The sequence below is a fragment of the Cupriavidus sp. 2TAF22 genome (assembly GCF_052115045.1).
Taxonomy (GTDB): Bacteria; Pseudomonadota; Gammaproteobacteria; order Burkholderiales; family Burkholderiaceae; genus Cupriavidus.
Map to the genome: position 1 here is coordinate 1 of NZ_JBFRFX010000051.1, position 25849 is coordinate 25849.

Below are 25849 nucleotides of genomic sequence, written 5' to 3' on the forward strand. Positions count from 1 at the left end.
AGCGTGTTGGCCATCGCCTGGACGTAGTGAATGCCGCAATGCACGCCGGAGGGGCCCAGCGGATAGAAGCCGTTGTCGGCCAGGCTGAGCGCCGTGTAGTAGAGCGCGGCGTCGCGCACCTCCTTGCCGGCCTTGTCTTTGAAGGGGAATTTGAACGAGGGCATGGTCACTCCGTGCGCTTGCGAATCGCCCGAGACGGGAAGAAGAAGTCGCCGGCCGTGTGCTGCAAGGAGAATCTCAGGTCGGACTGACCTGGCATCGTTGACCCCCTTTTTTGGGGACGCCGGGCAATGCCGCTGCATCACGCCGCGTTCGACGGGTCGAAGCCAAGCAGCCTGCCCCATGGGATCGGAGCGCCCGCACGCGAACGCTCAGGCATGCCGACACAAAGAGCCGGACTTCCTTTGAACAAAGCTTATTTGGAATGTTGGTCCAGCCAACTCAGCCTGGATGTAGGAAAAGGCTGGTTTTTACGGTGAAACGTCTGCCATGCGACCGAATACTTCTGCCATGGCAGCACGCGCCAAACGCAGTCAGGAGCGCGCTGCTCGGCAGATGAGCCGATGTCATTTACACCGATTGCGCGTGGTCGCAGGCGTATGGTTTTACCCCTTGGCCCATGTATCGGCGTCGACCGCTGTTGAATAGGGTCGTCACATGGCAAAAACCCCCGTCGCCTCAACGGCCGACGGGGGTTTTCAGGTGGTCTGGAACGACGGGAGCGGGTCGATTCAGCTCAAACGTTGATCAGACGTTAAACAAGAAATTCATCACATCCCCATCCTTCACCACATACTCCTTCCCTTCCGCCCGCATCTTCCCGGCTTCCTTGGCGCCTTGCTCACCCTTGAAGGCAATGAAGTCCTCATAGGCGATGGTCTGCGCGCGGATGAAGCCGCGTTCGAAGTCGGTGTGGATCACGCCGGCGGCCTGCGGGGCGGTGTCGCCCACGTGGATGGTCCAGGCGCGCACTTCCTTCACGCCGGCGGTGAAGTAGGTCTGCAGGCCGAGCAGGGTGAAGCCGGCGCGGATCACGCGGTCCAGGCCCGGTTCTTCCATGCCGAGGTCGGCCAGGAACACGGCCTTGTCCTCGTCTTCCAGGTCGGCGATCTCGGCTTCGATGGCGGCGCACACGGCGACCACCGGCGACTTGGTCTTGGCGGCGTGGGCGCGCACGGCGTCCAGGTGCGGGTTGTTCTCGAAGCCGTCTTCGCGCACGTTGGCCACGTACATGGTCGGCTTGGCGGTGATCAGGCAGAGCGGCTTGATGGCGGCCCATTCCTCGTCGGAGAGGTCGAGCGTGCGCACGGCCTTGGCTTCGTTGAGCACGGCCTGGGCCTTCTCCAGCACGGCCACCAGGCGCAGCGCTTCCTTGTCGCCGGCGCGCGCGGGCTTGATGTAGCGGGCGTGGGCCTTTTCGACGGTGGAGAGGTCGGCCAGCGCAAGCTCGGTATTGATCACTTCGATGTCCGACAGCGGATCGACCTTGCCGGCCACATGGATCACGTTCTCGTCTTCGAAGCAGCGCACCACGTGGGTGATGGCGTCGGTTTCGCGGATATTGGCCAGGAACTGGTTGCCCAGGCCTTCGCCCTTGGAGGCGCCCGCCACCAGGCCGGCGATGTCGACGAATTCGACCACGGCCGGCAGGATGCGCTCGGGCTTGACGATCTCAGCCAGCTTGGCAAGCCTCGAATCCGGCACTTCCACCACGCCCACATTGGGCTCGATGGTGCAGAACGGATAGTTTTCGGCGGCGATGCCGGCCTTGGTCAGGGCATTGAACAGCGTGGACTTGCCGACGTTGGGCAGGCCGACGATGCCGCATTTGAGGCTCATGGTAGAAGGCTTGAAATAGCAAAACCCCTATTCTAGCGGATGGGCGTCGCCGGGCCGTGCCTGAGGCGCCGTCAACCGGGGTGCTACGCCGCTTGCCCCGCGGCGTTGGCCGCCGCACGTGGCGCTCAGAGCCAAAGTGCCGGGGTGGCTATAATCTCCCCATGACTCGTCCATCCCCCTCCCGTTTCCAGGTTGCCGTGGTCGGCGGCGGCATCGTCGGCAAGGCTTGTGCGTTGTTGCTGGCCCAGCAGGGCATGCAGGTGGCGCTGATCGCGCCGCGTCCGCAGGCCCCCGCGCCGGAGGCGGACCAGTGGGACAGCCGCATCTACGCATTCTCTTCGAGCTCGCAGGCCTTGCTGGCGCAGTTGCGCGTCTGGGAGGCGCTGAACCCGGCGCGCGTGCAGCCGGTCTGCGACATGCGGGTGTTCGGCGATGCCAGCGCGGCGCGCGAGGATGCTGCCGCTGCCGGAGACCTGCATTTCTCGGCCTACGCGGCCACGGTGCCGCAGCTGGCCTGGATCATCGAGTCGGGCCATGTGGAGCGGGTGCTCGATACTGCCTTGCGCTTCCAGCACCAGGTGCACTGGTTCGACGATACCGCCGCGGCCTTCCTGCGCGATCACGATGGCGCCACGCTGACGCTGGGCGGTGGCGACAAGGTGCGCGCGGCGCTGGTGGTGGGCGCGGACGGCGCGCGCTCGTGGTTGCGCGACCAGTGCCATATCCCGGTTTCCAAGCGTCGCTACCGCCAGCTTGGCGTGGTGGCCAATTTCGAATGCGAGCATCCGCACCAGGACACGGCCTGGCAGTGGTTCCTGGGCGTGCCGCCCAAGCTGATGGCCGACGAGGAGCCGGCCAACGGCGAGATCCTGGCGCTGCTGCCCTTGCCGGGGCGGCGCGTGTCGATGGTGTGGTCTGCCGACGAGGGCCATGCCGCCGAGTTGCTGGCCCTGTCGCCTGAGGCGCTGGCCGACACCGTAATGCAGGCAGCCAGCGGCGCCGTGGGCCGCCAGTTCGGCACGCTGCGCTGCGTGACGCCGGCGCAGGGTTTCCCGCTGGTGCTGCAGCGGGCCGAGCAGTTCGTGCAGCCGCACGTGGCGCTGGTGGGCGACGCCGCCCACGTGGTGCATCCGCTGGCCGGCCAGGGCATGAACCTGGGCTTGCGCGACGTGGCGGAACTTGGCCGCGTGATGGCTGCCAGGGAATCGTTCCGCGGCGAGGGCGACCTGCGCCTGCTGCGCCGCTACGAGCGCGCGCGCGCCACGGACCTGTTGTCGCTGACGGCTGCCACCGATGGCCTGCACCGGCTGTTTTCGCTGCCCGGCGGCATTGCGCACACGGTACGCAATGCCGGCATGCGGGCGGTGGGCGGGCAACCGCTGCTCAAACGCTTTCTTATCGGCCGTGCGCTGGGCTGAGCCCTGAACACTGCGCGCCGAATCACCGAATTTCTGGAGTCATCATGTTGCAATTCCTGCGCCGCCGCCCCGCACTGTCGGCCACCGTCGCCACCATCGCTGGCGGCCTGGCTGCGGCCGGCTTCGCGCTGCACGCCATGGCGGCGGGCGAGCCCGGCACCGATCGCATCAAGGAGTCGATCCAGAAGATGCTGGGCGGGCGCGCCGAGGTCAAGAGCGTGTCCAAGACGCCGGTGCCGGGCCTGTTCGAGGTCAATATCGGCGGGCAGGTGGTCTATACGGACGCCACCGGGCGCTATGTCATCAACGGCGAGATGGTCGACACCAAGACCGGCACCAACCTGACCGAAGAGCGCGTGGCCGACCTGAACCGCATCAAGTGGTCGGACCTGCCGCTGGCGCGCGCCATCAAGTGGAGCAAGGGCGACGGCAGCCGCCAGGTGGCGGTGTTCTCGGACCCGAACTGCGGCTATTGCAAGCGCATCGAGCAGACCTTCCAGCAGATGGACAACATCACGGTCTACACCTTCCTCTACCCGGTGCTGTCGCCGGATTCGGAGGTGAAGGCCAAGCAGGTCTGGTGCGCCACCGACCGCACCAAGGCCTGGCGCGACTGGATGCTCAACCGCGTCGCGCTGACCGGCAACGGCAGCTGCAAGACCCCCGTGGACGAGAACCTGAGCCTGGGCCAGAGCCTCAATATCACTGGCACCCCGGCCGTGTTCTTCATGGACGGCACCCGCATCCCCGGCGCCGCCGACGCCGCCACGCTCGAGCGCAAGCTCGCCAGCCTCAAGAAGTAAGCTCCGCGCCGGCGGCCTTTCCGGCGCCGTGCGTGCCGGACCGGCCGGCGCCTCGTTCATCAGACTTTCGACATCCGCATATCCGGAGGGAGACATCATGACGTTCCAGGCATTGCTGCTGACCCAGGCCGACGGCGCCACCCAGGCCGCCGTTACCGCGCTCGAAGAATCCGCACTGCCGGCCGACGGCGACGTGCTGGTCGCGGTCGACTATTCCACCATCAACTACAAGGATGGCCTGGCCATCACGGGCCGCGCGCCGGTGGTGCGCAAATGGCCGATGGTGGCGGGCATCGACGGGGCCGGCACGGTGCTGGAGTCCGCGCATCCGCGCTGGAAGGCCGGCGACCGCGTGGTGCTCAACGGCTTTGGCGTGGGCGAGACGCACTGGGGTTGCCTGGCGCAGCGCGCACGGCTCAAGGGCGACTGGCTGGTCAGGCTGCCCGACGCGTTCAACGCGCAGCAGGCCATGGCGATCGGCACGGCCGGCTACACCGCCATGCTGTCGGTGCTGGCGCTGGAGCGCGCCGGCGTGAAGCCGGGCGACGGCGAGGTGCTGGTGACCGGCGCCTCGGGCGGCGTGGGCACGGTGGCGATCGCGCTGCTGTCCAGGCTGGGCTACCGCGTGGCGGCGTCCACCGGCAAGACCGCCGAGGCCGATTTCCTCAAGGCGCTGGGTGCGTCGGAGGTGATCGACCGGACCGAACTGGGCAAGCCGAACAAGCCGATGCAGAAGGAACGCTGGGCCGCGGTGGTGGACTCGGTAGGTTCGCACACGCTGGTCAATGCCTGCGCGCAGGTGCGCTACGGCGGCGCGGTGACATGCTGCGGGCTGGCACAGGGGCTGGATTTCCCGGCCTCGGTGGCACCCTTCATCCTGCGCGGCATCACGCTGTACGGGATCGACAGCGTGATGGCGCCGATGGCCCGGCGCGAGGAGGCCTGGCAACGGCTGGCGACCGACCTGGCGCCGGACCGCCTGCGCGCCATCACGACCGAGATCGGCTTGTCCGGGGCCATCGAAGCCGGGCGCAAGATCGTCGAGGGCGGCATGCGCGGGCGCGTGGTGGTCAACGTGAACGCCTGAACATCAGCGTCCGGAGCCGCGCCGGGCACGGGCGGCTCCGGAGGATCGCGCGGGCATGGCGCTACAATCACGCTCATGAAGCCGATCCACTACGCCATCGCCCCGCTTCAACCCGAAGCGCACCTGTTCGCCGTCACCGTCACGGTGGACGCCCCCGATCCCGCCGGCCAGCAGTTCTACCTGCCTGCGTGGATTCCCGGCAGCTACATGATCCGCGACTTCGCCCGCAATATCGTGCGCATCCGCGCCGATGCCGCCGGCAAGCAGGTCGCGCTGACCAAGCTGGACAAGCAGAGCTGGCAGGCGGCGCCCGCAAGCGGGCCGCTGACGCTGAGCTACGAGGTCTATGCCTGGGACTTGTCGGTGCGCGCCGCGCACCTGGACGCCACGCACGGCTTCTTCAACGGCAGCTCGGTCTTCCTCTGCGCCGAAGGGCAGGAACATCAGCCCTGCACGGTGGACATCCTGCCGCCCGCGGGCGAGGCGTATGCCGGCTGGCGCGTTGCCACCGCCATGCGCGAGGCCCCGGGCCGCGGCGGCGCCAGGCGCTACGGCTTCGGCCGCTACCAGGTGGCCGACTACGACGAGCTGGTCGACCACCCGGTCGAGATGGGCACCTTCACGCTGGGCAGCTTCCGCGCCTGTGGCGCCCAGCACGACGTGGTCTTCACCGGCCGCGTGCCGCAGCTGGACCTGGAGCGCGTGTGCCGCGACCTCAAGCGGATCTGCGAAGCGCAGATCCGCCTGTTCGAGCCCAAGACCGAGCGCGCGCCGTTCCTCGACAGCAACCGCCGCTACGTCTTCATGACGATGGTCACCACGGATGGCTACGGTGGCCTGGAGCACCGCGCCAGCACCGCACTGATGTGCGCGCGCGCCGACCTGCCGGCAATCGGCAAGGCAGAGGCCACCGAGGGCTATCGCACCTTCCTCGGCCTGTGCAGCCACGAGTATTTCCATACCTGGAACGTCAAGCGCATCAAGCCGGCGGCCTTCGTGCCGTACCGGCTGCGCGAGGAAACGCACACGCCGCTGCTGTGGCTGTTCGAGGGCTTCACCAGCTACTACGACGACCTGATGCTGGTGCGCAGCGGCGCCATCACCGAGGCGCAGTACGTCGAGCTGCTGGCCAAGACCTGGAACGGCGTGTTGCGCGGCAACGGCCGCACCAAGCAGAGCGTGGCCGACAGCTCCTTCGACGCCTGGACCAAGTACTACCGCCAGGACGAGAACGCGCCAAACGCCATCGTCAGTTACTACACCAAGGGTTCCCTGGTGGCGCTGGCCCTCGATCTCACCATCCGCGCCAAGACCCGCAACCGCCGCTCGCTCGACGACATCATGCGTGCGCTGTGGCAGCGCTACGGCAGCGGCTTCTATGCGCCGGGCGCGCAGCAGCGCGGCGTGACCGAGGCCGAAGTTCATGCCCTGGTCGACGAGGTCAGCGGCCTGCGCCTGGGCTCGTTGCTGCGCGCGCTGACCGAAGGCACGGGCGAGCTGCAGCTGGCGGCGCTGTTCAAGCCGTTCGGCATCAAGGCGGTGCCCACCAAGCCGGAGCGCAATGCCGCGCTCGGCATCAAGACCAAGAGCGAGGACGGCTGGGTGCGTATCACGCAGGTGCTCGACGGCGGCGCCGGCCAGGCGGCCGGGCTGTCGGCGGGCGACCTGCTGGCCGCGGTGGACGGCCTGCGCGCGGCGCCCGGGCAGCTGGACAAGTTGCTGGCGCGCTACCGCGCCGGCGACAGCGCCGAATGTCATGTATTCCGCCGCGACGAGCTGCATGTGCTGCCGGTGACCTTCGCGCGCGAGCCGGCGCTGCAGTACACCGTGACGGCCGAGGGTGGCCGCCAGGCCATGCGGGCGCGCTGGCTCGGCCAGTAGGCCGGCAGGCAGACATTCCGCCGACAAGGCCCAGCCCCCGAGCCGCCACATGCAATACGCGCACGACGCCCGCACCTTTATCTACTCGCACTATGTGTACCGTGGCCTGCGCTCGGCCACGGGGGTGATCGGCGCCACGCTGATCGCCATGCAGTTCGCGGACCTGCCCACTGCCATGGTGGTGTCGATGGGCGCGCTGTGCACCAGCCTGATGGACCTGCCCAGCCCGTTCAACCACAAGTTCAACGAGATGCTGGCCAGCGTGCTGCTGTGCACGGCAGTCACGCTGGCGGTGGCCATGGCCACGCCGTTCCCGCGCGTGATGCCGGTGGTGCTGGTGCTGGTGACGTTCATGGCCGGCATGATGACGGTGTACGGCAACAAGACCTTGCCGCTGCAGTTCTCGGCCTTGTTCGTCATGACGCTCACCATCAACGAGGACTTCGTGGTGCGGCGCGCGCTGGAGCATGCGCTGCTGTTCGGCGTGGGCGCGGTGGCCTACATGGCCTACGCCATGGTGGTGAGCTGGGCCACGCAGCGGCGTACCAAGCAGCAGATCCTGGCCGAAGCGCTGTACGAGATGGCGGGCTACCTCGACATCAAGGCCGGCTTCTACGACGCCGGCAACGACTACGAAGCGCAGTTCAACCAGCTGGTGCGCCAGCAGATCGTGGTGGCCGAGCGCCAGCAGGCCGCGCGCGACCTCGTGCTGCGCGGCAACCGCACCACGCATGACGGGCTGCTGGTGCAGGTCCACATGCGCATGCTGGACCTCTACGAGTACATCCTCTCCACCAACAACGACTACCCGCTGCTGCGCCAGACCTTTGCCGCCACGCCGGTGCTGGACCACCTGCGCCGGCTGGTGCAGCTGATGTGCGAGGACGTGGAGTCGATCGCCTACGACATCACGCGCGGGCGCTACTCCTATGCCGAGGTGGATTACCGGCAGGAGCTGCGCGCGGTCCAGGACGAGATCGCGCAGCTGCGCCATCACCACATCAATCCCGCGGCGATGACAGCGGTGGTCGAGACGCTGGACATGATCAAGGGCGCCATCGCGCTGGTGGGGCAGCTGCACGAGGCGTCACGCACGCCGGTGGAGCCTTCCAAGGTGCTGCCGGGCCCGGACATGACGCCGTTCCTCACGCGCCAGCGCTATGAGCTGAAGGTGCTGCGCGACAACCTCAACTGGAAGTCCCCGGCCTTCCGCTTTGCGCTGCGCATCACGATGGCGGTGTGGGCAGGGCTGTGGATCGCCGACCACCTGCCTTATGTCTCGCACAGCTACTGGATCCTGCTGACCATCATCGTCATCCTGAAGCCCAACTTCAGCATGACCAAGCAACGCTACAACGACCGCCTGATCGGCACGCTGATCGGCTGCGTGATCTCGGTGGCCGTGCTGCGGGTGGTGCACCAGCCGCTGGTGCTGCTGGGCGTGCTGTTCCTGGCGCTGGTGGCGAGCACGGCGTTCTCCACCATCAAGTACCGCTACACGGCCATCGCCGCCTGCGTGCAGGTGCTCATCCAGATCAACCTGCTGATGCCGGGCAGCGCCACGGTGGCGGGGGAGCGGCTGATCGACACGGTGATCGGCGGGGTGATCGCCTCGGTGTTCAGCTTCGTGCTGCCGAGCTGGGAGTACCGCGCGCTGCCCGCGCTGGTAGAGAACGTGCTGCAGTCCAACCGCCGCTATATCGCCGCCACGCGCGACCTGCTGCTGCGCGTGGCCAAGGACGACTTTGCCTACCGCGTGCAGCGCAAGCAGTTCATGGACAGCCTGTCGGCACTGATCGGCTCGTTCCAGCGCATGCTGGACGAGCCCAAGAGCCGGCACCGCGCGGTGGACAACCTGAACCGCTTTATCGTGCAGAACTACCTGGTGGCCGCGCATGTGGCGGCGATGCGTATCCAGGTGCGGGAGCACTACGGCGAGCTTGACCTGCCGGCCGCCGAAGGCGCCATCCGCCAGGCGACCGACGCCGCCACCAACAGCCTGGCGCTGGCAAGCGAGCGGCTGGTGGAAGATGACCGCGCGGGCGGCCGGGGGGCGGGGTTCGTGCGGGCGGCGGGGGAGCCGGCAACCGCCGTGGCGCATGCCGCGCCGCAATCCGGTGTCGAGGCCGGGCCTGCCCGCGCGGCCCCGCTGGCGGCGGCCGCGCTCAATGCTGCGCTCGAGGCCACCTCCACCGCAGACGAGGCCAGCGAGCGCCGGGCCCGCCTGGCCGATTCCGCCGATCGCCGCCGCGCCGACGTGCTGGCGCAGGCCGCCGCCTCGGGCGAGCTGTCCCGCGCCAGCAGCGCCACCCGCGAGCCGGGCGGCACCGCCAGCACGGCCAGTTCCACGGGCCGCGCAGCCAACGCCATCCTGGAGCGCCGCCTGCGCGCGCTGCGCGAGGACGCCGCCAAGATCGCGCTGCGCACCGGCGCCATCGGGCGCGCCATGCGCCAGCGCTAGCGTCGCGTGCGGCCGCTCAGGGCTGGGTACTTGTGCCGCCGGCCGGATGCTCCTCGCGCGGCAGCGTCAGCATGCCGCTGTTGTAGCTGTACTCGTACACCTCGCCATAGCGGCCCCATTCGATGGCGGCGGTCAGCACGCGCTCGGCTTCTTCCGGCTTGAGGAAGTCCTCGAGCTCGCGCAGCACATGTTCCTCGCGGATCTCGCCGTCCTCCGATTGCTCGAGCTCGCGGCGGATATGCGCGGCCAGGGCCACGTGCAGCAGCAACTGCTTGCCGAACAGCACCTTGCGCTCGGGCGGCTCGGTCTCGTAATAGACGCGGCCCAGGCCGGTGGCGCTGATGTCGCCGCGCTCGATGGTGGCCAGCTGCAGCAGATGCAGCGCCTCGCAGGCGGGCAGCAGGTCGTCGTCGGTGAGGCCGGCTTCCTCGGCCAGGTGCGGCAGGTCGGCGCGGCCGTGGAAGGGCGCCTCGCACAGCAGGTCGAGGATGGCTTCCATCTGGCTGATGTCGGCGTCCGGCAGGCGGTAGCCGATATTGCTGGCGGCCGCCAGCGCGGTGACGCGCGGCCCCAGCGCGGCGGGCGAGGTCATCAGCGTATAGACCTCGTCGATCAGCCCGCGCACTTGCGCCGAATCGCGGTTGCGCGGACGCGGGAAGGGTATTTTCACCTCGGCGCGGATACGGCCCGGGTCGCTCGACAGGATCACGATGCGGTCGGCCATCATGACTGCCTCCTCGATATTGTGCGAGACGATCAGGATGCACTTGATATTGGTGCGGCCGTCTTCCCACAGGTCGAGCATTTCGTCGCGCAGCGTCTCGCCGGTGAGCACGTCGAGCGCGGAAAAAGCCTCGTCCATCAGCAGCAGGTCGGGCTCGGTCACCAGCGCGCGCGCAATGCCCACGCGCTGGCGCATGCCGCCGGAGAGCTCGCGCGGCAGCGCGCTGTTGAAGCCGGACAGGCCGATCATGTCGATCGCCGCCTCGGCGCGCCGTGCGCGCGCTTCCTTCTGCACGCCCTGCGCTTCGAGCCCGAGCTCCACGTTCTGCTGCACGGTCAGCCACGGGAACAGCGCGAACGACTGGAACACCATGGCGATGCCCTCGGCGGTGCCGCGCAGCGGCTGGCCGCGGAACTGCACCTCGCCGTGGTCGGCGCGCACCAGCCCGGCCATGATGCGCAGCAGGGTGGACTTGCCCGAACCGGACTTGCCCAGCATGGCGACGATCTCGCCGCGCTTCAGGGTGAGGTCCACGCCTTCAAGCACGGCGCGGTCGGTGCGGTCCGCGGTGCGGAACATCTTGGAGACGCCGCGCAGTTCGACCACGGGTTCGGCTACGGTTGCGGCTGTGGTTGCGGGAGAGCTTGCCATGATGGAATTCCGGTACGGATGCTGAAAATCAGAGACGGGTGCGTTCCTGCGCTAGCAGGTAGAGGCGGTTCCACAGCAGGCGGTTGAAGCCCACCACGAACACCGCCATCACGCCGATGCCCAGCGCGATGCGGGGGAAGTCGCCCTTGGCGGTCATCTCCGCGATATAGCTGCCCAGGCCCGTGGCGACCAGCGTGCGGTCGCCCCAGGTCACGTATTCGGACACGATGCTGGCGTTCCACGAGCCACCGGCCGCGGTCACCAGGCCGGTCAGCAGGCTGGGGAACACCGCCGGCACCAGGAAGCGCTTCCACATCAGCCAGCCGCGCAGGCCGAAGTTGCGCGCGGCCAGCTTCAGTTCGGTGGGGATGCCGGAGGCGCCGGCGATCACATTGAACAGGATGTACCACTGCGTGCCGAAGATCATCAGCGGGCTGAGCCAGATTTCCGGGTTCAGGCCGAAGCGCACGATCAGCATCACCACCAGCGGGAACATCAGGTTGGCCGGGAAGGCCGCCAGGAACTGCGCCACCGGCTGGGCGATGCGCGCCACTTTCGGGTTCAGGCCGATGCGGATGCCGATCGGCACCCAGATCACCGCCGCCAGCGAGATCAGCACGATCACCCGCACCATGGTCAGCGTGCCCAGCCACAGCACGTGGCCGACCTCGCTCCAGCCCACCTCGGTGCGCACGAAGTGCATCACGCGGTACAGCGCCGCCACCGCGATCAGCGTAATGACGATGGTGCTGGCGCGCTCGAACCACAGCGTGCGCCGGCTGTCGCCGTTCTGCGATGCGGTTGCCTTGCGCGCGGAACCCCAGGCCAGCGTGCGCTCGGCCAGCGCGGCGGTGCGGCCCAGCAGCAGGCTGACCCATTCCGAGCGGCGCAGCAGGTTGAGCAGCCACGATTGCGGCTCGTTTTCCTGCGCCATGGTCTCGAAGCGGAAGCGGTCGGCCCAGGCGATGAGCGGGCGGAACAGCAACTGGTCGTACAGGACGATGCCGACCAGCATCGCCAGGATGGCCCAGCCGATGGCCGCCAGGTTCTGCTGCTGGATGGCCAGCGAGATATAGGAGCCGATGCCTGGCAGCTTGATATCGTTGCCAGACACCGAGATGGCTTCGGAGGCCACCACGAAGAACCAGCCGCCGGACATCGACATCATCATGTTCCACAGCAGCCCCGGCATGGCGAACGGCACTTCGAGGCGCCAGAATTTCTGCCATGCGGAAAGCCGGAACATGGCCGCGGCCTCGACCAGGTCGCTGGGGATGGTGCGGATCGACTGGTACAGGCTGAATGCCATGTTCCACGCCTGCGAGGTGAAGATGGCGAAGATCGCCGCGCATTCCACCCCGACCAGGCTGCCCGGGAACAGCGCGATAAAGCCTGTCACGGTGATCGACAGGAAGCCCAGCACCGGGATCGACTGCAGGATGTCCAGCGCCGGCACCATGACCTTCTCGGCGGTGCGGTTCTTGGAAGCCAGCGCCGCGAAGGCGAACGAGAACAGCAGCGAGGCGGCCAGCGCCAGCAGCATGCGGATGCTGGTGCGCAGCAGGTAGTACGGCAGGTAGGCGATGTCCAGGTGCACTTCCAGCGGCTCGCCGGGGCGGTAGGGCACGTCCATCCCCCGCGCGGCGAAGGCCACCAGCACGATCACCGCCAGGATGATGGGCAGCAGCGCCAGGTCGAAGCGGTTCGGTGGCGCGGTCAGCAACTGGCTGACGTAGCCAGGAGAGTTGATCGAGCTGGCCTGGTCGTGTTCGGCTTGCTGCATCTTGTTGGCTGAAGTTCGGTGGCCGCGGTTGCCGGCGGGATCGGATGGCCCGGCTGGCCCGGAAAGACCGGCGCGCGGGGCGTGCGGCGCTGCGTGGCCGCGGGCGGGTTGTGCACGGAACCCGGAGGCCCCGGCAGGGCGCCGGCGCGGCGCTGTCGGCGTTACCCCGGGTGGCATGCCCATACTGGTAACGCTCGGGGTGGCCGCCTAGTTTACCTGTATTGTGTTTTGCAGCCGTTTCAAGCAACGGCGAGGAGGGACCAGATGGATCGCCAGATGGAACAGCACACGGGACCCCAGTGGGCGCATCGGCCGGTAGCCTGGCGCATCGTTGTCACGGGGAGGGTGCAGGGCGTGGGTTACCGCGCCGCCTGCGAGGACCAGGCCCGCGCGCTGGGCCTGGGCGGATGGGTGCGCAACCGGCACGACGGTTCGGTGGAGGTGATGGCCTACGGCCCGCCCGAACAGCTGGCGGCGCTGCGCGAATGGATGCGGCGCGGGCCGCCCGCCGCGCAGGTCAGCGGGCTGGAGGTACAGGCCGGGGAGGGCGAGTTCGACAGTTTCGACTTCCGTCCGACGGCCTAGGGTCCAGGGGCCGGGGCCTGGCGGCTCAGCTCGCGCGCCAGTCCACCGGCGCCACGCCGTGCTTCTCCAGCCATGCATTGGCCAGCTTGAAATGGCCGCAGCCAAGGAAGCCGCGGTGGGCGGACAGCGGCGACGGGTGCGGCGCTTCCAGCACGCAATGCGCGCCGGCCAGCAGCGGCTTCTTGGCCTGCGCGTGGCTGCCCCACAACAGGAACACCAGGTTCGGGCGGGCGGCGGACAGTGCCTGGATCAGGCAGTCGGTCACGGCTTCCCAGCCGCGCTTGGCGTGGCTGGCGGCCTGGCCCTGTTCCACCGTCAGCACCGTGTTGAGCAGCAGCACGCCCTGGCGCGCCCAGCCTTCGAGGTTGCCGGAGGCGGGCGCGGGTACGCCGTCGCCGTATTCGGCGGCGATCTCCTTGAAGATATTGCGCAGGCTCGGCGGCACGCGCACCCCGTCCGGCACCGAGAAGGCCAGGCCGTGCGCCTGCGGGATCTCGCTGCCGCCGACGGTGCCGGTGCCGTGATACGGGTCCTGGCCCAGGATCACCACCTTGACCGTCCCGGGCGGGGTGAGATGCAGGGCGTGGAAAACGTCGTGCGGGAAGACCGGCTTGCCGGCATCGCGCTCGCCGTCGACAAAGGCGGCGAGTTCCTGCCAGCCGGCGCCGTGCATGCACGGCGCCAGCAGTTCACGCCAGGCGGAGGGCAGCGCCGCCGCCTGGGCGGCCAGGCTGGCCGGGGCCGATGGCGCCCTGGCGGCGGCCGGGGCGAACAGGTCGGCCTGTGCGCTCATTGGTTTGCTCATGCGGGTGCTTTGCGGAGGATAGGGGTTGGTGGGGCGCAGGGTGCACCCCGGGTGCGGCACGCCGGCGCGTCAGGCTCCGGCGACACCGGCAAGCCGGTAGCCACGCGCGGCCTTGCTCTGGTCGGATGCCGTGAGCGGCGCCACGTTCTGCAGGCGCCTCGCCAGCGCGCGCAGCGCGGCTTCGGCCACGGCCTGCGTGGGCGACTGGTCTGCCTCGCCTGGCAGCCATTCCAGCTCGAGTTCGTGGATGGTGTCGCGCGCAGTCGTGCCCGGCGCCGTGATCTCGCCCACGTCCAGCGCGGCTTCGATGCGCGCGCCGTCCTGCTCGACCAGCCAGGTACGCCGCGTGAAATCGGTGCGGAACACCGGGCCCAGCGTGGCTGCCAGCGGCGCCAGCAACGCGCGGGCCTCGGGCGGGAAGGCGTCGAGTTCGATGGCCTCGGCGGCGACCTTGGTTTCCCATTCATGACGGGCGGCCAGGCCGGCCTCGCTCTTGCCCGCCGTCTTCAGGGTTTGCAGCCATTGCTCGCCGCGGCGCCGCAGCCGCAGCGCGGCACGGGCGCGGGCCAGGTCGCGCGCGGGGGTGTCGAGGTAGACGTTGAGCAGCGTGTGCTCGCCGCGGGCCTCGCCGTGCGCGTCCAGCCATGCCGCCAGCGCGGGCATGGCGCCGTCCGGCACTGCCAGCTTGAGTTCGATTTCCTGGGCCATCTTGATCGAGGATTCCGGTGGGAGCCGCGGACGGGCGCGGGTCGGGCGAATGCCCGGGCGAACGTTCAGGCGAACATTCAGGCGAACAGGCGTGCCAGCTCGACGCCCGGATCGGGCGCGCGCATGAACGCTTCGCCGACCAGGAAGGCGTGCACATTGGCATCGCGCATGCGCTGCACGTCGGCCGGGCCGAGGATGCCGGATTCGGTCACCACCAGCCGGTCGGACGGGATGCGCGGCAGCAGTTCCAGCGTGTTGTCGAGCGAGACCTCGAAGGTGCGCAGGTTGCGGTTGTTCACGCCCAGCAGCGGCGTCTTCAGGCGCAGCGCGGCATCGAGCTCTTCGCCGCCGTGCACTTCCACCAGCACGTCCATGCCGAGTTCGTGGGCGCAGGCTTCGAGCTCGGCCATCAGGCCGGGGTCGAGCGCGGAGACGATCAGCAGGATGGCGTCGGCGCCCCAGGTGCGCGCTTCATAGACCTGGTACAGGTCGACCATGAAGTCCTTGCGCAGGGCGGGCAGCGGGCAGGCGCCGCGCGCGCGCTTGAGGAAATCGGCGTGGCCCTGGAAGAAATTCACGTCGGTCAGCACGGACAGGCAGGCCGCGCCGTGGCTGGCGTAGCTTTCCGCGATCGCCTCGGGCACGAACTGCTCGCGCAGCACGCCCTTGGACGGCGAGGCTTTCTTCACTTCGGCGATCACGCCGGCGTGGCCGGCGGCGATCTTCTCGCGCAGCGCGCGCTCGAAGCCGCGCGGCGCCAGGCCGGGCTCGGCGCGCAGGCTCTCGGCTTCGGCGCGCAGGCTGGGCAGGTCGCGCTTCTTGCGCGCGGCGCTGACTTCATCGGCCTTGACGGCCAGGATCTTCTGCAGGATATCGGACATGCGTGTTTCTCTTGCGGTGTGTCGGCGCGGCTCGCGGCCCGGCTTACTTGAACTGCTGGGTGGCGCGCACGAACTGGTCGAGCTTCTCGCGCGCGGCGCCGCTGGCGATGGCTTCGCGTGCGCGGCGGATGCCGTCCTCGATCGAGCTGGCCACGTTGGCGGCGTACAGCGCGGCGCCGGCGTTGAGCGAGACGATCTCGCGCGGGGTGCCAGGCACATCGGTCAGCGCCTCGAGCAGCATTTCCTTGGACTCGGTGGCGTCGGCCACCTTGAGGCCCCGGTTGGAGATCATCGACAGGCCGAAGTCCTCGGGGTGGATCTCGTATTCGCGCACCTCGCCGTCCTTGAGCTCGCCGACCAGCGTGGCGGCGCCGAGCGAGACCTCGTCCATGCCGTCCTTGCCGTAGACCACCAGCGCGTGCTTGGCGCCCAGGCGCTGCATCACGCGCACCTGGATACCGACCAGGTCGGGATGGAACACGCCCATCAGGATATTGGGCGCGTCGGCCGGGTTGGTCAGCGGGCCCAGGATATTGAAGATGGTGCGCACGCCCATTTCCTTGCGGATCGGCGCCACGTTCTTCATGGCCGGGTGGTGGGTGGGCGCGAACATGAAGCCGATGCTGGTCTGCTCGATGCAGTGGCCGACCTGCTCGGGCGTGAGCATGATGTTGACGCCCAGCGCTTCCAGCACGTCCGCGCTGCCCGACTTGGAGCTCACGCCGCGGTTGCCGTGCTTGGCGATGCGCGCGCCGGCCGCGGCCGCGACGAACATCGAGGCGGTGCTGATATTGAAGGTATGCGAGCCGTCGCCGCCGGTGCCGACGATGTCGACGAAGTTCTCGCGGTCTTGCACCGGCACCTTGTTGGCGAATTCGCGCATGACCTGCGCGGCCGCGGAGATCTCGCCGATGGTTTCCTTCTTCACGCGCAGCCCGGTCAGGATGGCCGCGGCCATCACCGGGGACATCTGCCCCTGCATGATCTGCCGCATCAGGTGCAGCATTTCGTCATGGAAGATCTCGCGGTGTTCGATGCAGCGGGTGAGGGCTTCCTGGGGCGTGATGGACATGGCGGTCTCGGTCTGGTGTTGTTCTTCGGCGTTCGCGTGAAGTCTCGGGTGGCCGCTGGCCGGCGTGGGCGCGCTGGGCGTGTCGGTGCGCCTCATCGGCGCGCCTTGACGAAGTTGGCCAGCAGCGCGTGGCCGTGCTCGGACAGGATCGACTCGGGGTGGAACTGCACGCCTTCGATGTCGAACTCCTTGTGGCGCACGCCCATGATCTCGCCGTCCGGCGTCCAGGCCGTCACTTCCAGGCAATCCGGCAGCGTCTCGCGCTCGATCGCCAGCGAATGATAGCGCGTCACGTCGAAATGCCTGGGCAGCCCGGCGAACACGCCTTCCTGCGTGGTCTCGATGCGGCTGACCTTGCCGTGCATCACCTGCTTGGCGCGGATCACCTTGCCGCCGAAGGCTTCGCCGATGGCCTGGTGGCCAAGGCACACGCCCAGCAGGGGCACGCGGCCGGCGAAGTGCTGCAGCACTGCCACCGAGATGCCGGCTTCCCTGGGGCTGCACGGTCCGGGCGAGACGCAGATATGGTCGGGCGCCAGCGCCTCGATTTCCTCGAGGGTGATTTCGTCGTTGCGATAGGTGCGCACGTCGGCACCGAGCTCGCCGAAATACTGGACGATGTTGTAGGTAAACGAATCGTAGTTGTCGATCATCAGCAGCATATCACACCTAATTACTTGATTTTAAAGGGGAAAATTCTAGCAACTACTGTTTGATATGCGCCTTGATATACACAGCGGTAGCAAAAGGGCGACCGAAGGCATCCGCGGGTGCTGATCTCAGCGTGTCGGAGAGCCCACGGCAATCCATGGCCGTTGCAGGCAATGCCGGAGCGGCATGCCAGGCGCTGGAAGTGGGCCATGCCATGCCTGCCGCTGCGGCACGCCAAGCCCGGCCACGGAACGCGCGCAACGGGCGTCCTGGAGCAGGTTTGCAGTACAGGGAAGACTTGCTTGGCATGGGGCGATCTCCTAGAGATTGGAGCCGCCACATCGGTGAGCTATCGGGGTCCTGGAAACCTGCTTGCCGATGATGGCGGCAGGGTTCGGTTTCAAACCGCAACGACGTGCCGCTTCCTATTGGAAGCGCCACCACTGAGCGAAACGGTTCGTTGCGATGCAGGTCATGCTACCTAGCCATAGAGGGGAAAACGGGACATGGTCGACGGCCATGCCTGATCAAACACACGCGTGATTGTAGCGTCGATTTTGTCGTCTCGTCGATTCCTATTTTTCGCCATTGTGGCGGGGTCGGCGCCCGTCTCCATGGCGGCCCCGTCTGCACTTGTGCGTTCGCCCAGGTGTGGAGACGGCAAATCGGTAACGCCGTTCTTCCACGCCAGGCAAAGGATGCCTCCGGGGCAGAAACGAGGAACTACAAAACGAACAGCAAACTATTTGCTGCCGGTGCGCCGGAGGACTTGGCAGATGTGCCGCATCCTTTCGTTGTTGGTATGTCCCGCGCGGGCTGGTCAGCGATCCGCCCGCCGCTGACCGCACCAGGCGACACTCGGCCGACGCCACGGCAGCCCTCAGAAAGAGCGCCCGCAACGCACGACTCCTGCCCTATACTGGCGATTGATTGTTCAACAATCATTGCCAGCAAAGCCAAGATGATTTCAGGAGGCAGACCATGTCGAATTACCCTGCGGCGTACCAGGTAAGCAAGGGCTCGGTATTGCATGTGGACCGGGACTTCTACCGTGCCATCGCCACCGATGCGTCCCAGCGCAAGCTGATCGCTTCCCACGTTGTCCCCATCCGCAGCGGCTTTGCCTGGAAGGTCCCCGCGGGCCACGTCTTTCGCATCGTGACCCTGGAAGGCCCCCAGGTCGCGGACTTCAATATGTGGAATCTGCACAATCCGCGCGAGCGCATGTGGGCCTCCCGTACCCGGCAGCTACAGCAGGCGCATGTCAGTACGTATGACCGACTCTGGTCCACGCTGCCGTACCTGCGTCCCATGGTCACCATCACCGATGACACGCTGGCCGACTACGGCAAGGATGGCGATGGCGGCCGCGTGCATGACCTGCTGGGCACCCGCTGCGACCCCTACGTCAACAAGCTGCTGACGGGCGAGGACTTCCACTTCCACTGCCACTCCAACCTGACACGCGCGGTGGCACCGCATGGCCTGACGGAGTTCGATGTACATGACGTGCTCAACGTATTCCAGGTAACGGGCCTGAACGACGACGACAAGTACTTCATGAAGGCGTGCCCCGCCAAGCCAGGCGACTACCTGGAGTGCTTCGCGGAAATGGACCTGCTGTGTGCGTTGTCCACCTGCCCGGGCGGCGATCTCTCCGTGCCGATGTGGGGACCGGATGCGCGCGATCCCATCGACGTGTGCCGGCCGTTGGGCGTCGAGGTCTATGAGCTGGATCCCGCCTTGCTTCAAGGTTGGGCCTCACCCGAAGTCTCCCCGTATAAGGGCGTCCACGGACTGCACCCCGAAAAGATCGAGTGGAAATAACAACCGGAGCCACACCTTCATGCCTGCAGAACGCGAGAACGGGATCTCAATCGCCGAGCGCATCAGTCATCAACTGCGCGACGACATCATGGGAGGGAAGCTCCCTCCGGGCACGCAACTGGTCGAGGTGGACCTGGCGGCCCTCTACGGGGCCTCGCGCAACACCGTCCGCGAAGTTCTGCACCAACTGGGACGGGAGGGCCTGGCCACGTTTATCCGCCACAAAGGCGTTGTCGTGCGGCGCATGGAACGCAAGGACTTGCGCGAAATCTATGCCGCGCGCCGCGCACTGGAGCTGCAAGCCATCAACGGCGATCTACCCTTGCAGCCCGCCCTGCTCGACAAGATGCTCACCGCCATCCATGCCGCCGAACGCGCGCTGGCCAAGAAGAACTGGCGCCATGTCGGCACGCTGAGCCTGCAAGTTCACCAGCACATCGTGGCGCAGTTGGGCAGCCGATTGCTGGACGAATTCTTTCGCACACTGTGCGCGCAGCTACGCCTGGTGTTTGCCTCGGAGGCCGATGAAAGTCGCATCCAGACACCCGACTGGATCGAGCGTGAACACCGGATTCATGACCTGCTGGTGCGCGACCAACGCGGAGAAGCGGCACAAGCCCTGTCAGCCTACCTCGACGATTCCGAGCGCACCCTGATGGCCGTGCTTACACGCCTGAAAAACCAGCCAGCCAAGTAGGGCAGAGGTAGGGTGCGGAGGCTTGGCGGCATGCCACCGGAGATCAAGCGCGCGTCACCCATCACGCGGTGCCGGATGCCAGGGCAATCCGGCCACCACACCCTGTCCGCTTGATGGGTTGCACACGACCGGCTTCACGTCGGCGTTGCATCCTCCGGCTCCGCGTAGCTGCCGTCTTCGCGATGTGTCTCGCACCCGCTCAAGGGCGGGTTGAATATGCACACCAACCGCAGGTCGCCCTTGGTCGCCCGCAACACATGCTTGTCGTTCTTGTCCAGCGCATACAGCGTGCCCGGCCTGATGGCATGCACGGCGCCGCTGGCCACGTCCAGCACCTCGCCTTCGCCGGCCATGCAGTAGTTCGCCTCGTAGTGGTGCTTGTAATGCAGGTGCAGTTCCGCGCCTTCAAAGACTCGGGTTTCATGTACCGAATAGCCGATGCCATCACGCTTGACGACGATGCGCCTGCTTTCCCAACCGGGCCCCCGGGCATGGCGTTCGGTATCGGTCAGGTCTTCGCTGTGAATGACGATCATGGAGACGCTCCAGAGGAAAAGTAGTGACGATGACTCAATGCCGCGACATGGGCTGCGTCCCGGGACGCAGCACGCACTCGATCGCGCGCGCCATCTGAAGCAGCCCACGGTCGCGCCTGGTGCGGCCCGTCACGAGTAGCCCCACTGCCTGCCTGGCATTCAGGTCGCCCGGCAGGGAAATGCTGGGCAGATCCAGGCGGTTCGCAAATTCGGTCAGGCTGAACGCCCTGGCGTTCTTGCTCAGGTACGTGCTGTCGTCACGCAGTTCGGCCAGCGACGGCGGTAGCATCGGCACGGTGGGTGTCAGCACGGCATCGGCGCCGCCCAGTTCGTCTTCGTACTGCCTGCCCAGGGCAAGCAGCCGTTGTTGGGCAAGCGCATAGGCGTGGGCCGGCACCTGCGCGCCCAGCAGCATGCGCGGCCCCACGCGAGGGTCATAGGCCGACGCCTTGGCAGCCAGCCGGCCGGCATGCAGGGCGTAGGCTTCCGCCGCGATGATGCCTCCCTCCCGCGCCACCTTGCCGGCCAACGGCAGGCTGGGCATGGGCGCGCGGCGCAACACGGCGCCCGCCGCGCCCAGGCGCTCCATCCATGTTGCGAACACGTGCCGTACCCCAGGCTCCAGTTCATCATCCAGGTGGTCCGGTATCACGAACGATGTTCGCGCCAGCGATGTGCCGGCAGTCGGCGCCGAGCGGTCCCACGGCGCCAGGGCCTGATCCACCCGCAAGCATTGCGCGACGTCCGCGGCGATCACCCCGGGAACGTCAAAGCTGGGAGACAGATGCATCATGCCCGCATCGTCGTAACGGCCCCGCGAAGGCTTGAAACCCGCGACGCCGCAGAACGCGGCCGGAATCCGGACGGAGCCGCTGGTGTCCGAACCGAGCGCAAGGCTCACCATGCCCAGCGCCACCGCCACTGCGCCGCCACTACTTGAACCGCCGGCCACGCGAGGCACGTCGCTGGGCAACGGCGATACCGGCGTACCGAACCAGGGGTTCAAGCCCAGCGCGCCATAGGCGAACTCGGTCATGTTGTTCTGCGCCAGCAGCACCGCGCCCGCCTGCCGCAACGCGCGCACCAGCGCCGCGTCCTCGCTTGCGGCAGGAGCGTCCGCCAGCACCTGCGATCCCGCGTGGGTGACCCATCCGCGCACGTCAAAGCAGGCCTTCACGCCCAGCACCACGCCCGCCAGCGGCGCATCATGTCCAGACAGCCGTGCCATCGCATCGCGCGCATGGGCTTCACGCCGCGCGTCGTCGTCGCGGCGGGCCAGCAAAGCGCTCGACGCGCTAGTGGGATAGGCCTCGATATTCCGCAGGCATTGCGTCAACGCGCCGGCATGCGTGCCCGTGCGTTCAGGACACATGGACATGGCTCAGAAAGTCCTTGATACGCGCATCCTGGCTTGCCTGCACGGCGGCGGGCGGGGAATCCAGAAGGATGCGACCGTTTTCCATGAAGACCACTCGGTCGGACACCTTGACGGCAAAGGCCATCTCGTGCGTCACGATCAGCATCGTCATCCCTTCGCGCGCCAGCGTTTCCACCACCTTGAGCACTTCCGCGACCAACTCGGGGTCGAGCGCCGACGTGGGTTCGTCAAACAACATGATGGATGGCCGCATGGCCAGGGCCCGGGCAATCGCCACACGCTGCTGCTGGCCGCCGGAGAGTTGGTGCGGGTATTTATGGGCGTGGTCGAGCATGCCCACCTTGTTGAGCAGTACCAGCGCCTCGCGCCGCAATGAGGCCGGCTTGCCCCGACGGTGGTAGGCGGGCGCCAGCATCACGTTCTGCAGCACGGTTTTGTGCGGGAACAGGTTGAAGCTCTGGAACACCATGCCGATGTCCAGGATGCGGTCCCCCTGTGCGGCCGTGGTGCCGGTCTCGGGCGACCCCAGGAATGGCTTGCCGTGTAGCAGCACCTGACCGCCATCCAACGTCTCCAGGCCGTTGAGTGTACGTATCAGCGAGGTCTTGCCCGAACCGGACGGACCGATGATGCTGATGACTTCGCCGGCCCTGACCCGCAAGTCGATGCCCTTGAGCACCTCGTGGTCGCCAAAGCGCTTGCGCGCCTGCCGCACCTCCAGTGCCGCCGCGTTGCCGCTGGCGGTCAGCGTGGGCTGGGCCATCCCCTCCTGCACCTGACGCCGGGTTTCCGCATCCAATGCCAGGGGCTTGGGCGCGCGGCGCAGGATGTTCATGTGCGACTCCAGCCAACCCAACAGCTTGTCGAACAGGGTGACGATCAGCACGTAGTAAAGCGCGACCGCCAGCATGGTCTCGAACACCAGAAAGTTCTGTGTGTACAAACGCTGCCCCACCAGCAGGATCTCGGCCAGAGAAATCACCGACACCAGCGATGTCAGCTTGGCGATGGTAATGAACTCGTTGCTCAGCGCCGGCAGGGCAATGCGCAACGCCTGTGGAATGACCACCATGCGTTGTATGCCGGTGTAGCGAATGCCCAGCGCGCGGCCCGCTTCGATCTGCCCGCGCGGTACGCCGAGAATGCCGCCGCGGTGTATCTCCGCAATGAACGCGGTCTCGCTCGCCACCAGCGCGGCCAGGCCCGCGTAGAACGGGTCGCCCAGCACGGCGCCAGTCGCGGGGAAGACCTGGGGCAGGTTGTAGATGAACACCAGCAGCACCAGCAAAGGCAGGCTGCGGAAGAACCAGATATACAAGCCTGCCAGACGCCTGAGCACAGGGTTCTTCGCCTGTTTGCCCAGCGCCAGCAGAAAGCCCGCCGCGACCCCGACGAACCAGGTGGCCGTGCTCAGTTTCACCACTACCCAGCATGCATGCCAGAAATCGGCATCCCAGAACAAGCTGACGGTATAGTCCCAATCAAAACGCATTTGTCCTGCCTCCCCTTCCGCTGCGGCGTTACTGGCTCGTGCCGATGAGCGCGCTCTGGACTTCTGCGGCGGTAGGCGCTTCAAGCCCGTAGCGGGTGAGCAAGGCCTGGTATTCGCCGCTATCGTGGGCGCGCTGCAAAGCCATCTTTAGCTCGCCCTGCAATTGCTGGGCCTCCTTGTGGAGACCCAGCCCTATCACGATGGGGTAAAGCAGCGAGGTGGAGGTGACTTTCAAGCTGTTCTGCGACTGCGCAAGCATGCCGTGGACCACGGCCGCATCCTCGATCATGACGTCCGCTGCCTGCGAACGCAGCGCCATCATGGCCTCGGGCGAAGTAGGAAACTCCAGCACCTTGATCTCGTCCTCGCCCTTCGGCCGGCAAGTCTCGCGCGACACCTTGCGCAGCTTGGGCGTCCAGGAGGCGCCCTTGATCGATGCCACACGCTTGCCACAAAGCGCCTCGGGCGACGGCGGCGCATACGGGCTTGCCGCCAGCACCACCAGAGACGCGCCCGTCTTCAGGTAGGGAATGAAATCGATCAGCTTCGAGCGCTCCGACGTCACGTAGAGCGCCGAAGCAATCGCATCGAAACGGCGCGCACGCATCCCCAGGATCAGGTCAGGAAAGCGGGTATCCACGAATACGGGTTTGAGCGACAGCTTGGCCGCCAGCAAACGGGAGAAGTCGGCATCGAAGCCAACAGGCTTGCCAGCCTCCATGTAGGCATAGGGGGGATAGGTAAGGTCCGAGCCGATCGTCAGACTGTCGGCCTTGATGGTGGAGGCGGCAAGCGCCCATGTGGAGGCCGCGCACAAGATCAGCGCGGCCACGGCGGCCGTGCGTCGGCGCCGCGACGACGCCAAGGTCGAAGTGGACATGATTACTCCTGCTGAACGCACTGGAACCCGCAAAAAACTCGGTCTTCCTTGCACCGAGAGGCATTTTGCTGCCGAGGATTGTTGAACAATTTCGATGATTCTGGGACAGTGGATAAGCAGGAGAAATGGGTATTTTCCCTAGCGCATCGACAGACGGCGGCACAAGCCCGTGGGGGGACTCCTTTCACCAAGGCCTTTCGGAGCAGGGCGGGAAGATAAGCGCCGAACGCGATCACGTACCCCACACCATGCCAACCGGCATCACCTGGCCGATCACGCCGGGCCCGGGGCATCAAACTGCGCTCGCGGGTCCCGGATATGGCGTTGGTGGTGCCGGTGCCCGCACCGGCTAGCCAATACGATGCGGCCGGCCATTACTGTCGCCGGACGCGCTTTGAAAACCTTCGCTTCTTCACGGCACGCGCGGCCCGAAGGTTGTGCATTTTTCATCACGAGCCTCGACCGATGTCCGTTGCTGCCGGCTGCATCCCGCCCCCGGATTGCAGCGGAAATGACGTCAGCAAATGACGCATTTATCCTCGCGAAAATGCTTGCATTTGGCGTCCGGAAAACTACCTTAGACATACAAAGTGAACCGTATCTCGGCACTGGAGGAGACCATGCCGGCGACACGTATGATGATTGCGCGCCGGGCTGGCGTCAGCGTCGCCACGGTCGATCGTGTGCTGCGCGACGATGCCTCCGTGCGTGCCGAGACGGCTGCCCGCGTCCACCAGGCCCTCGCGGACCTGCGTGACGAACGGGCCAGCCGCGGGCGCCCGCCGAAGGCGGCTGCGTTTCGCATTGCATTCGTCCTCCCGCAGATCAATTCCCGCTTCCTCGACCAGGTCGAGCGCGACATCGCGCTGTCTGCCAGTTTCTTTCGCGAGCACCGCGTCATCCCTTCGTTCTACCGCTGCGACTTCGCCAGCCAGCGCGACACGTCGCGCTTTGCCGAGCAGGCGGCGGGGTACGACGCGCTGGTCCTGGTGCCGCTCGACTACCCGTGGGTCGGCCGCCTGATCGAGGAACTGAGCGACGCGAGCGTGCCGGTCGTCACGGCGTTCTCCGATCTGCCGGGCAGCCGCCGCGCCGCCTACATCGGCGTGGACAACCGCATTGCGGGGCGCACGGCCGGGCTGCTGATGGGCGGCTTTCTCGGCTCGCGGATCGGCTCGGTCGCCGTGCTGTCGGGGTCGTCGCGCCTGCATGACCAGGTGGAGCGGCGCACCGGCTTTTCGCAGGTGCTGGAGGAGGATTTCCGCAATCTGCGCGGCATCGCCGAGCCGGACTTCACCGAGGACGACGACGGCGCCGACCTGGCCGTGCAGGGCTTGCTGGCGCGTCACGCCGACCTGGTCGGCATCTACGTCACCGGCGGCGGCATCCGCGGCATTGCCTCGGCCTTGCAGGATTCCGGCGACAAGGCCCGCATCTTCCTGATCGGCCACGAGCGCACGGCGGACACGCGCGAGCAACTGTCCGGGCGCGCGATCGATGTGATCCTGGACCAGGACGTGCGCGGCATCGTGCATCGCGCGGGTCTTGCCGCGGTGGACTTCCTGAACGATGTGCGCGGGGCGCTTGCGATCCCCACGCCGGAAACCCGAATCTATCTTCGTGAGAATGCGCATGCCTGATGCTCGCGACACCCGGACTGACGCTTGAATTTGCCAGAGCCGAAATACAG

21 protein-coding genes are annotated in these 25849 nt (G+C 67.0%); 9 read left to right on the forward strand and 12 right to left on the reverse strand.

Going from position 1 to position 25849, the window contains the following annotated elements; translation table 11 throughout:
• Positions 1 to 747: 747 nt before the first annotated feature.
• Complete coding sequence (ychF, locus tag AB4Z48_RS35220; protein ID WP_441622652.1) at positions 748 to 1839, reverse strand: redox-regulated ATPase YchF; 1092 nt, start codon at positions 1837 to 1839, stop codon at positions 748 to 750.
• 161 nt (positions 1840 to 2000) lie between these two features.
• Between ychF and AB4Z48_RS35225 the strand changes: the two genes are divergently transcribed.
• From AB4Z48_RS35225 to AB4Z48_RS35245, 5 genes are all read left to right on the forward strand, one after another.
• Positions 2001 to 3257, forward strand: a complete 1257-nt coding sequence (locus AB4Z48_RS35225) for a UbiH/UbiF family hydroxylase (protein ID WP_441622654.1) — start codon at positions 2001 to 2003, stop codon at positions 3255 to 3257.
• Positions 3258 to 3301: 44 nt separating this feature from the next.
• On the forward strand, positions 3302 to 4060 hold the full coding sequence (locus tag AB4Z48_RS35230; protein ID WP_441622656.1) for a DsbC family protein: 759 nt from the start codon (positions 3302 to 3304) through the stop codon (positions 4058 to 4060).
• A 97-nt stretch (positions 4061 to 4157) separates the two neighbouring features.
• On the forward strand, positions 4158 to 5147 hold the full coding sequence (acuI, locus tag AB4Z48_RS35235; RefSeq protein ID WP_441622658.1) for an acrylyl-CoA reductase (NADPH): 990 nt from the start codon (positions 4158 to 4160) through the stop codon (positions 5145 to 5147).
• A 75-nt stretch (positions 5148 to 5222) separates the two neighbouring features.
• Entirely contained in the window at positions 5223 to 7028 is a 1806-nt protein-coding gene (locus AB4Z48_RS35240; protein WP_441622660.1) for a M61 family metallopeptidase, read from the forward strand.
• A gap of 49 nt (positions 7029 to 7077) precedes the next feature.
• Positions 7078 to 9489, forward strand: a complete 2412-nt coding sequence (locus tag AB4Z48_RS35245; protein WP_441622662.1) for an FUSC family protein — start codon at positions 7078 to 7080, stop codon at positions 9487 to 9489.
• Between the two features lie 16 nt (positions 9490 to 9505).
• Here the strand turns inward: AB4Z48_RS35245 and AB4Z48_RS35250 are convergent, their stop codons facing one another.
• Both AB4Z48_RS35250 and AB4Z48_RS35255 read right to left on the reverse strand, forming a co-directional pair.
• Complete coding sequence (locus AB4Z48_RS35250) at positions 9506 to 10864, reverse strand: ABC transporter ATP-binding protein (RefSeq protein ID WP_441622664.1); 1359 nt, start codon at positions 10862 to 10864, stop codon at positions 9506 to 9508.
• 28 nt (positions 10865 to 10892) lie between these two features.
• Positions 10893 to 12647, reverse strand: coding sequence for an ABC transporter permease (locus AB4Z48_RS35255; protein WP_441622666.1), 1755 nt, complete (start codon positions 12645 to 12647; stop codon positions 10893 to 10895).
• A 276-nt stretch (positions 12648 to 12923) separates the two neighbouring features.
• Here AB4Z48_RS35255 and AB4Z48_RS35260 point away from each other — a divergent pair, with 276 nt between their 5' ends.
• Positions 12924 to 13232, forward strand: coding sequence for an acylphosphatase (locus tag AB4Z48_RS35260; protein WP_441622722.1), 309 nt, complete (start codon positions 12924 to 12926; stop codon positions 13230 to 13232).
• Positions 13233 to 13257: 25 nt separating this feature from the next.
• Here the strand turns inward: AB4Z48_RS35260 and AB4Z48_RS35265 are convergent, their stop codons facing one another.
• The 5 genes from AB4Z48_RS35265 to AB4Z48_RS35285 form a co-directional block, all read right to left on the reverse strand.
• Positions 13258 to 14037 carry a uracil-DNA glycosylase gene (locus AB4Z48_RS35265; RefSeq protein ID WP_441622668.1) on the reverse strand — a complete coding sequence of 260 codons (780 nt, stop codon included), beginning with the start codon at positions 14035 to 14037 and terminating at the stop codon, positions 13258 to 13260.
• A gap of 69 nt (positions 14038 to 14106) precedes the next feature.
• Positions 14107 to 14745, reverse strand: coding sequence for a CYTH domain-containing protein (locus AB4Z48_RS35270; protein ID WP_441622670.1), 639 nt, complete (start codon positions 14743 to 14745; stop codon positions 14107 to 14109).
• Between the two features lie 77 nt (positions 14746 to 14822).
• Entirely contained in the window at positions 14823 to 15626 is an 804-nt protein-coding gene (gene trpC, locus AB4Z48_RS35275; RefSeq protein WP_441622672.1) for an indole-3-glycerol phosphate synthase TrpC, read from the reverse strand.
• Between the two features lie 43 nt (positions 15627 to 15669).
• Entirely contained in the window at positions 15670 to 16698 is a 1029-nt protein-coding gene (trpD, locus tag AB4Z48_RS35280; protein ID WP_441622724.1) for an anthranilate phosphoribosyltransferase, read from the reverse strand.
• A 92-nt stretch (positions 16699 to 16790) separates the two neighbouring features.
• Positions 16791 to 17360: an aminodeoxychorismate/anthranilate synthase component II gene (locus AB4Z48_RS35285; RefSeq protein ID WP_441622674.1), complete on the reverse strand. Its 570-nt coding sequence runs from the start codon at positions 17358 to 17360 to the stop codon at positions 16791 to 16793.
• Positions 17361 to 18330: 970 nt separating this feature from the next.
• Between AB4Z48_RS35285 and AB4Z48_RS35290 the strand changes: the two genes are divergently transcribed.
• Together AB4Z48_RS35290 and AB4Z48_RS35295 are read left to right on the forward strand one after the other, a co-directional pair.
• A complete protein-coding gene (locus tag AB4Z48_RS35290) occupies positions 18331 to 19176 on the forward strand; it encodes an urea carboxylase-associated family protein (RefSeq protein ID WP_441622676.1) in 846 nt (281 codons plus the stop codon).
• 19 nt (positions 19177 to 19195) lie between these two features.
• Positions 19196 to 19873 (forward strand): GntR family transcriptional regulator, encoded by a 678-nt coding sequence (locus AB4Z48_RS35295; protein WP_441622678.1) that lies wholly within the window; start codon positions 19196 to 19198, stop codon positions 19871 to 19873.
• A gap of 134 nt (positions 19874 to 20007) precedes the next feature.
• Here AB4Z48_RS35295 and AB4Z48_RS35300 read toward each other — a convergent pair whose 3' ends face one another.
• From AB4Z48_RS35300 to AB4Z48_RS35315, 4 genes are read right to left on the reverse strand one after another with little or no spacing between them, the layout of a single operon-like run.
• The gene (locus AB4Z48_RS35300; protein ID WP_441622680.1) at positions 20008 to 20409 is read right to left on the reverse strand and encodes an ectoine synthase; all 402 of its coding nucleotides are present in this window, start codon (positions 20407 to 20409) and stop codon (positions 20008 to 20010) included.
• A 34-nt stretch (positions 20410 to 20443) separates the two neighbouring features.
• The gene (locus AB4Z48_RS35305; protein ID WP_441622682.1) at positions 20444 to 21787 is read right to left on the reverse strand and encodes an amidase; all 1344 of its coding nucleotides are present in this window, start codon (positions 21785 to 21787) and stop codon (positions 20444 to 20446) included.
• Positions 21771 to 23279: an amino acid ABC transporter permease/ATP-binding protein gene (locus AB4Z48_RS35310; RefSeq protein ID WP_441622725.1), complete on the reverse strand. Its 1509-nt coding sequence runs from the start codon at positions 23277 to 23279 to the stop codon at positions 21771 to 21773. Before AB4Z48_RS35310 ends, AB4Z48_RS35305 begins: the two co-directional genes overlap by 17 nt.
• Positions 23280 to 23307: 28 nt before the next feature.
• Positions 23308 to 24159 (reverse strand): ABC transporter substrate-binding protein, encoded by an 852-nt coding sequence (locus AB4Z48_RS35315; protein WP_441622684.1) that lies wholly within the window; start codon positions 24157 to 24159, stop codon positions 23308 to 23310.
• Between the two features lie 620 nt (positions 24160 to 24779).
• Between AB4Z48_RS35315 and AB4Z48_RS35320 the strand changes: the two genes are divergently transcribed.
• On the forward strand, positions 24780 to 25799 hold the full coding sequence (locus AB4Z48_RS35320; RefSeq protein WP_441622686.1) for a LacI family DNA-binding transcriptional regulator: 1020 nt from the start codon (positions 24780 to 24782) through the stop codon (positions 25797 to 25799).
• Positions 25800 to 25849: the final 50 nt, after the last annotated feature.